The sequence below is a fragment of the Candidatus Clostridium radicumherbarum genome, assembly GCF_045310525.1.
Taxonomy (GTDB): Bacteria; Bacillota; Clostridia; order Clostridiales; family Clostridiaceae; genus Clostridium_AT; species Clostridium_AT radicumherbarum.
In genome coordinates this window covers 176858-183699 of the sequence record NZ_JBJHZY010000005.1, presented here as the reverse complement: position 1 = coordinate 183699, position 6842 = coordinate 176858, and the positions used below count along the sequence as shown (strand labels likewise).

General features: G+C 31.3%; 8 protein-coding genes. 6 read left to right on the top strand and 2 right to left on the bottom strand.

Annotation, left to right across the window (positions count from 1 at the left end):
- Positions 1 to 242: 242 nt before the first annotated feature.
- Positions 243 to 1430: a zinc-binding metallopeptidase family protein gene (locus tag ACJDUH_RS18505; RefSeq protein ID WP_406766700.1), complete on the bottom strand. Its 1188-nt coding sequence runs from the start codon at positions 1428 to 1430 to the stop codon at positions 243 to 245.
- A gap of 217 nt (positions 1431 to 1647) precedes the next feature.
- On the opposite strand from ACJDUH_RS18505, the gene ACJDUH_RS18500 reads away from it, so the two are divergent.
- Genes ACJDUH_RS18500 through tmk form a run of 3 tightly spaced genes read left to right on the top strand, consistent with a single transcriptional unit; the run spans position 1648 to position 3947 of the window.
- On the top strand, positions 1648 to 1860 hold the full coding sequence (locus ACJDUH_RS18500) for a sigma factor G inhibitor Gin (protein WP_406766699.1): 213 nt from the start codon (positions 1648 to 1650) through the stop codon (positions 1858 to 1860).
- A complete protein-coding gene (locus tag ACJDUH_RS18495; protein WP_406766698.1) occupies positions 1839 to 3284 on the top strand; it encodes an aminotransferase class I/II-fold pyridoxal phosphate-dependent enzyme in 1446 nt (481 codons plus the stop codon). Before ACJDUH_RS18500 ends, ACJDUH_RS18495 begins: the two co-directional genes overlap by 22 nt.
- Before the next feature lie 21 nt (positions 3285 to 3305).
- Positions 3306 to 3947: a dTMP kinase gene (gene tmk / locus ACJDUH_RS18490; protein WP_406766697.1), complete on the top strand. Its 642-nt coding sequence runs from the start codon at positions 3306 to 3308 to the stop codon at positions 3945 to 3947.
- Between the two features lie 57 nt (positions 3948 to 4004).
- Here tmk and ACJDUH_RS18485 read toward each other — a convergent pair whose 3' ends face one another.
- The gene (locus tag ACJDUH_RS18485; protein ID WP_406766696.1) at positions 4005 to 4229 is read right to left on the bottom strand and encodes a hypothetical protein; all 225 of its coding nucleotides are present in this window, start codon (positions 4227 to 4229) and stop codon (positions 4005 to 4007) included.
- 341 nt (positions 4230 to 4570) lie between these two features.
- On the opposite strand from ACJDUH_RS18485, the gene ACJDUH_RS18480 reads away from it, so the two are divergent.
- Genes ACJDUH_RS18480 through ACJDUH_RS18470 form a run of 3 tightly spaced genes read left to right on the top strand, consistent with a single transcriptional unit; the run spans position 4571 to position 6833 of the window.
- Positions 4571 to 4900, top strand: coding sequence for a cyclic-di-AMP receptor (locus ACJDUH_RS18480; RefSeq protein ID WP_406766695.1), 330 nt, complete (start codon positions 4571 to 4573; stop codon positions 4898 to 4900).
- A gap of 39 nt (positions 4901 to 4939) precedes the next feature.
- The gene (locus ACJDUH_RS18475) at positions 4940 to 5887 is read left to right on the top strand and encodes a DNA polymerase III subunit delta' (RefSeq protein ID WP_406766694.1); all 948 of its coding nucleotides are present in this window, start codon (positions 4940 to 4942) and stop codon (positions 5885 to 5887) included.
- A 34-nt stretch (positions 5888 to 5921) separates the two neighbouring features.
- Entirely contained in the window at positions 5922 to 6833 is a 912-nt protein-coding gene (locus ACJDUH_RS18470) for a PSP1 domain-containing protein (RefSeq protein ID WP_406766693.1), read from the top strand.
- The last annotated feature ends 9 nt before the right edge of the window (positions 6834 to 6842 follow it).

Below are 6842 nucleotides of genomic sequence, written 5' to 3'. Positions count from 1 at the left end.
CACGATGGTTAAGCTTCTCAGCGCCGATGGTACTGCTTGGGCGACTAAGTGGCAGAGTAGGACGTTGCTAGGTTAAAAACATTAAGTTTAAATACTTAATGTTTTTTTTATTTACACAAAAGTCGCCCATGGCATTACGACGGGGTAGCCTAACACGACGATTGCCATCGTCTAATCTACCCATTGAAGCCCATTTAGGGCTTCAATCTGCTTGGGCGACTAAGTAATAATTTTAGTACTATCTATACTAAACAAGACTTATCTTGGTGTTCTTTAATAGTTTCAAAAAATTCAGCTTTAATTTCTCTCAGCAGCTCCTGGTTTTCTAGTAGGTCAAGCCCTGTTATAGCAAGTGCAGTAGCTGCTTTCAATATTTTATCTTGAGCATATTCTGAAATTGTGGCTTTGGCAAATTCCGTTGTAGAAAATTTAATTGCACTATCATCTGTTATTGAGATGTAGGGATGTATACAGGGAACAAGATGACTGACGGTTCCAAGGCTTAGCCCGGCAAAGGTGTTTTTGGGTTCTAGAGTATCAATAATACCGGCTTCTTTAAGATTGTGAGCAAATATTCTTGAGAGAGCCTGGTTTGGTATAAGCTCGTCGTAAGGAAGCTCATCCATACATATCTCATAGTTAACATTCATTAAATCTGCTGTCACTTTAACTAGTTCCTTTATTTTCTTTTCAATTTCGCAAGCTTCGATCATTTTAGGCGTTCTTATATAAAATTTAATTTCAGATTCTTTTGACTGAATATGGCGAGAATCACCATTTTTAATTCTAATACCATCAATAGCACAATTTCTTTTAAAGCCAGTTTTCAATGTACTAATTGCATTTAAAGTAAAAATAGCAGCATCAGAGGAAGAGTATTCACCTTCTTTTAAATATGTAATAAACTCTTTGCTTAAATACTTTATTTTAATAGGCAGCTGAGCCATTGAGGTTCCTGTACCAGAATTCTCTATATCAGGGTGAGCCATTAGCACAACATCTATATCTGTAAAGGTTCCTTGCTTTGCCATTGTAATCTTTGACCCACTTACAAACTCCCCAGGGCAGCCTAATAATATTATAGTGCCGCTTTGAAATTTGTTAAGAACTTTAGTTAAACATAAGGCTGAACTTATAGACATGGCAGAAATTAAATTATGTCCTGTAATATGTCCAGATTTAGAAGCAGCATCATATTCACAAATGAAGCAGAGTTTTGGATGCCCACTGCCATATTCAGCATAAAATGCTGTAGGTATATCTAAGAAATTTTCCTTTACTTTAAAATCCTTACATCTTAATAATTCTAATATGTAATTATATGCTTTGTATTCACAAAAGCTTTCTTCTGGATTATCATATATATACTTAGAAAGAGTAAATATTTCCTCCTTTATTGTAGAAAGATAACTTATCATCTCCTGCTTCATAATTTTTAATTGCCTCCTGTACTTATCATTTATATATTAGTTTTAAGTATGTAATTTCTTATAAATTATTGTTTCCCGAAAATTAGTAATATATTTGAATAAAGTTTTAATATTTATGTGGACAAAATAAAAAGGGAAGACTCAATGAATAAAATATAGTATAAGAGGCAAAATTTAACTAATGGGTATTGATTAAAAAATATTATAGGGGGAAATTATGATTAGACAAGAATGTATAATATGTAGAAAGCCTCTAATTAGTGGTATAATGGTTAATGGTAAAAGAATTTGCAAATGCTGTGAGGATAGACTTATAAAGGCAGAGATGGAAACAGATTTTTATGAATATTATAAAGACTGCATAAAAAAAACAATAGTTAAAGTTACTCTAAGGGGAGAGGATATTAGGTGTCAAAGTTACCGCTTATAGAGGGTGTTTTAAGGTATGTGAGGGAGAATAACGTGTCCTTTTCTATGCCTGGACATAAGGGAGGAGAAGGCTTTTTAGGTATACCTGAAGTTGAAGAGTTTTTTAAAGATATAATTAAAGCTGATTTGACTGAAGTTGATGGATTAGATAACCTTCATAATCCTGAAGGTATTATAAAAGAATCACTAGATAAATTAAGTAAATTTTATAAGAGCAGGAAATCCTATTTTTTAGTAAATGGCAGTACAAGTGGAAATTTAGCAATGATTTTTTCATGTTTTGATGAAGGAGATAAGATTATAGTTGAAAGAAATTGCCATAGAAGTATTTTTAATGGTATTGTTCTTAGAAAATTGAGGCCTGTTTATATAAGAAATGAATTAATTAAAAAGTATAATGCTCCTATGTCCATTGATGTGGAGCATTTTCTTTGTTTAATAAATAATAATAAAGATGCCAAAGGGATAATACTAACTTATCCTAATTATTATGGCATTTGCACTGATCTACAGCTAATTGTTAATGAAGCTAAAAAGTATAATATGAAAGTATTAGTAGATTCAGCACATGGTGCCCATTTTGGAATATGCGAAGAACTTCCAGAAAGTGCTTTAACCATAGGTGCTGATATGGTAGTAATGAGCTCACATAAAACCTTACCAAGCTTTACACAAACAGCCTTTCTTCATGTAGGTAAAGACAGTGAGATTAATATAGTAAAGGTTGACTTTTATGTTAGTACATTTTTGAGTACAAGCCCCTCCTATATGCTTATGTGTTCTATGGATTATGGAAGGTATTTTTTAGAGGAGTATGGTAAAGAAGCTTATAAAGATTTAATTAAAAGAGCAAACAAATACAGAGGCCTTATTAACAAATTGAATTGGGTTCATGTATTGGAAGAGAAGGATATAATTAATGAAGCTAGATGTAAACCAAATTATCATATTCTAGACTTAAGCAGGTTTGTAATCAATGTTTATGAGGGTTTAAGTGCCCATAAGCTTTACAATTATTTAAGGAAAAATAAGATTCAAGCGGAAATGAGCGATGGTTCAAATGTAATACTCATATTTTCTCCATTTAATTATGAAGAAGATTTTAAAAGATTATATGAGGTATTAAGTAATTGCAACAAGGATGAAATACGAGAACATGTAGTAAGAGTAAGAGAAATTTATATTCCCAAAGCTAAGTTATTACCATATGAGGCCTCAGAGAAAAAACGGGTGGAATTAAGTATTGATAAAGCCCTAGGAAAGATTTGCGCCTTATCAGTAGTTCCATATCCGCCAGGAGTCCCTATTTTAAATCCTGGAGAGATTATAGATTATAACTGTATAAGTGTGATAAAATACTATTTAGAAAATGGAGTATCAATACTTGGTATAAATGATAATAAAATTACTGTAATAGATAGCTAATAAAATAGGAGAGTTTAAGAAATGAATAAAGGAATTTTTATAACAATTGAAGGTGGAGAAGGAACTGGAAAAACAACACAACTTAAACTTATTGAGGAGTATCTAAAAGGAGAAAAGTTTAAGTACATACTAACTAGAGAGCCTGGTGGGATTGATATTTCTGAACAAATCAGAAAAATAATATTAGACAGGAATAATACGGCTATGGATGCCAGGACTGAGGCACTGCTATACGCAGCATCTAGAAGACAGCACCTTATTGAAAGAGTTATACCTGCTCTTAAAGAGGATAAAATCGTAATATGTGATAGATTTATTGATTCATCATTAGCTTATCAAGGTTTTGCAAGAGGTTTAGGTATAGAGGAAGTGCTAAAAATAAATGAGTTTTCTATAGAAGGGCATATGCCTAATCTAACAATCTATTTAGATATTGAACCAAGTATTGGGCTAAACAGAATTAATAAAGATGCAGAAAGAGAAATAAATAGATTGGATTTAGAAAGAAATACCTTTCATGAAAAGGTTAGAGAAGGGTACCATATCCTTATTGAAAGATACCCAGATAGGATTAAGCAAGTTGATGCAAATCAGACTATTGAAAGGGTATTTGAGGATATAAAATTATATATAAATGATATATTAAAGCTAAATTCCAAATAATAAACATGGCCCTTATATTTAAGGGCCATGTTTATAAGTAAAGAGTTCTTTGGTTAATTAGTATGGTCTTCCACCATCCTTACAAGGATTGCAGCAGCTCAAATAGAAAAGAGCAATTATGAACAATATTCCATTGTCAATGCCTCCAAAGTCTTTATGGTCGTCAAAGTCTCTGTTTGAAAACTGCAGAAGTATTAATATAAGGATAATTAAAGTAGGTAATGAGGGTCTTTTTCCTCCAAAAATACCTTTGTTTTCACGTTCTCTGTGTTTTCTGCTCATTAAGAAGTTCCTCCTTTATCATATAATAGGTAAACAAATTTTATATTTTATCTTTAGCTCTTAATTTTAGTATATTCTTTATGTTTATTTTGGTGATTTGTATGAGGGTTTAAAATAATAATTTTAGTAGAAAATATAGGATAACAGATTAATTTTTGCTTAACACTTAAATAAATATTTACATATTTTCTATTGCAAACATATAGAAAAAGATGTAAATTATATATAATTAAATAAGTTCTTTAATTTAATTATTTAAAAGCAACATAGTAATGAATTATTGACATATATATTAAGAAATGCAAATTTAAAAAATAAGTAATAAAATGAGGAGGGCTATTATGAAACTTATAATTGCTATTGTCCAAGATGATGATGCAGGTGAACTTATAGATATTTTAACTGATACAGGTTTTAGAGTTACAAAACTAGCCACAACTGGAGGTTTTTTAAAAGCTGGAAACACTACTTTAATGATTGGTGTTGAGCTTGAAAAGGTTGATGAAGTTTTGAAGGTTATTGAAGATGTATGTAAAACAAGAGACCAAGTTATTACTTCACCTTCACCGGTAGCTGGTTCAACAGGGGTTTATGTACCTTATCCAATAGAAGTAGAAGTGGGTGGAGCAACAGTCTTTGTAGTTGATGTAGATAAATTTATAAAAATGTGAGAGATAAATATATAAATTAGACTAAAGTAGGCGGTATAATTGAGCTTTAATCATATAATAGGTCATGAGAGTATAAAAAAGCAAATGGTCACTTCTATAAGGATGGGCATGTTTTCTCATGCCCATCTTATTATAGGTGAAGATGGAATTGGTAAAAGTATATTGGCTCGCAACGTAGGACTTAGTATTTTAGGAAAAGAAGTCGATAGAGAATATGCAGATCTTAATGAATATAGAGTTCCAAGCAATAAGCAGTCCATGGGAATTAAAGATGTAACTGAGAAAATAATGGTTGAAATCTATAAGAAGCCTTATGAAGGAGATAAAAAAGTCATTATTATTTATGAGGCAGATAAGATGACAGTTGACGCACAAAATGCATTCTTAAAAACTATTGAAGAACCTCCTAAGGGAGTTTTTATTATTTTATTATGCGAAAATCTTCAAGCTATTCTTGAAACAATAAGATCCAGGTGTCAGATACATAAACTTGAGAGACTAAACTTTGCAGAAATGAAGTACTACTTAAATAACAGGTATCCAATGCTGAAGGATGAAGAAGTAAAAAGAATAATTGCGTTTAGCGATGGAATACCAGGCAGGGCAGATAGATTTATCGAAGATGAAGAATTTAAAGAAATTAGAAATTTAGCTATTAATTTATTAATAGATGTTAATAATAAGGATACAACAGAATTTTTAAAATATGAACAGCTGCTATTGAAGTATAAAAATAACTCACAGGAAGTACTAACATGGATTCTAGCCTATATAAGAGATGCTATGGTTTTTAAGGAAACGGGCAACAGTGAGTTAATTATAAGTCAAGATAAAATTGATAAAATAAAAGATATGACAGCTATGTTTTCTTTTAATAGATTAAATGATATTATATATATAGTAAATGAAACTAGGCAAAAGTTAGACAGAAATGTAAATCCTTCATTATCATATACAAATATGCTGCTTAAGTTTTTGGATACATAGTATAATTTAGTTTTGTCCGCGCAAGGAGGGCTTTATGATAAAGGTAGTTGGTATTCGTTTCAAAAAGGCAGGAAAGATATATTATTTTGATCCTGGTGATATAGATGTTCAAAAAAGTGATAATGTTATAGTAGAAACAGCCAGGGGTATCGAATTTGGAGAATGTGTTACTGGACCAAAATTAGTGAAGGAAGAAGATATAATATCTCCTCTTAAAAATGTTATAAGAAAAGCTACGGAAGATGATATAAAGAGCCATAATGAAAACAAAATCAAGGAAAAAGAAGCTTTTGAAATATGCATGCAGAAGATTTCAGAGCATAAGCTTGTAATGAAGTTAATAGACGTAGAATATACTTTTGACAATAACAAGGTCATATTTTACTTTACAGCAGATGGAAGGGTTGATTTTAGAGAACTGGTAAAAGACCTAGCTACTATATTTAGAACGAGAATTGAGTTAAGACAAATTGGAGTAAGAGATGAATCTAAAATGGTGGGAGGGCTTGGACCTTGTGGAAGACCATTATGCTGTTCAAGCTTCTTAGGGGATTTTGTACCTGTTTCTATTAAAATGGCAAAAGAACAAAATCTTTCATTAAATCCAACTAAAATATCTGGCATTTGTGGGAGACTTATGTGCTGTTTAAACTACGAGCAAGATACCTATGAAGAAACAAGAAAAAAGCTTCCTAGGGTTGGATCAATAGTTGAAACTGTGGATGGAAGAGGAGAAGTTGTTTTTAATAGCGTTATTAAAGAAATCATTAAAGTAAAGTTTAAGGCTAAAGATGGAGAAGAACTCATAAAGGAATATAATCTAGATCAGGTTACCTTAATATCAGGCAATTACGAAGGAACCATAGATGAAGAGGAAATTCAATTGGAAATTCAAGATGTAGATGCTGATGATAAAGAAATAAAAGAACTTTTTAAGGAAAACTAAGGAGAGAAC

Bases quoted from the DNA above. Each gene is read 5' to 3' on its own strand.
- ACJDUH_RS18505 (WP_406766700.1), bottom strand. From the start codon at position 1,430: ATGAAGCAGGAGATGATAAGTTATCTTTCTACAATAAAGGAGGAAATA.
- ACJDUH_RS18500 (WP_406766699.1), top strand. From the start codon at position 1,648: ATGATTAGACAAGAATGTATAATATGTAGAAAGCCTCTAATTAGTGGT.
- tmk (WP_406766697.1), top strand. From the start codon at position 3,306: ATGAATAAAGGAATTTTTATAACAATTGAAGGTGGAGAAGGAACTGGA.
- ACJDUH_RS18485 (WP_406766696.1), bottom strand. From the start codon at position 4,229: ATGAGCAGAAAACACAGAGAACGTGAAAACAAAGGTATTTTTGGAGGA.
- ACJDUH_RS18480 (WP_406766695.1), top strand. From the start codon at position 4,571: ATGAAACTTATAATTGCTATTGTCCAAGATGATGATGCAGGTGAACTT.
- ACJDUH_RS18470 (WP_406766693.1), top strand. From the start codon at position 5,922: ATGATAAAGGTAGTTGGTATTCGTTTCAAAAAGGCAGGAAAGATATAT.